Genomic DNA, 489 nt, shown 5'->3' on the forward strand with positions numbered 1-489 from the left:
CCGGTCAAGCTGGCCGACGTGACGCAGACCTACTTCTCGCGCAGCGCGCCGCTGGCGACGGGGCAACTGGCGGAGGACATGCGTTCGGTCGGCACCGGCAAGCCGGACCAGGCTGCGATCGATCGGCTCTCGGCCGTGCCGTTCTACAACGCGCAGTTGCGCACGACCTGCGTGGCCACGATGGTCAACGCCGGCCATGCCGAGAACGCGCTGCCGCAATCGGCCAAGGCCACCGTCAATTGCCGCATCCTGCCGCACGATGATCCGGCGGATATCGATCGTCAGCTGAAGCAGGTGATCGGCAACGAGAAGATCAGCGTGCGCTACGTCAACAAGCCGCTGGCGAGCCCCGCGTCGCCGCTCAATGGCGACTTGGTAAAGACCGTGGAAGCGCTGACGCATCAGATGTGGAATGTGCCGGTGATTCCTGCCATGAGCACGGGGGCAACCGACAGCCGGTTCATGCGCAATGCCGGCATTCCGATGTAT

1 protein-coding gene is annotated in these 489 nt (G+C 64.6%); it reads left to right on the forward strand.

Annotated elements, in window-relative coordinates; all coding sequences use genetic code 11:
* Window positions 1–489, forward strand: a 489-nt coding sequence (locus J5M66_RS26580) for a peptidase dimerization domain-containing protein (protein ID WP_207817541.1), incomplete at both ends; no start/stop codon positions are given.

The sequence above is a fragment of the Pseudomonas sp. 67(2021) genome (assembly GCF_017491835.1).
Taxonomy (GTDB): Bacteria; Pseudomonadota; Gammaproteobacteria; order Pseudomonadales; family Pseudomonadaceae; genus Aquipseudomonas; species Aquipseudomonas atacamensis.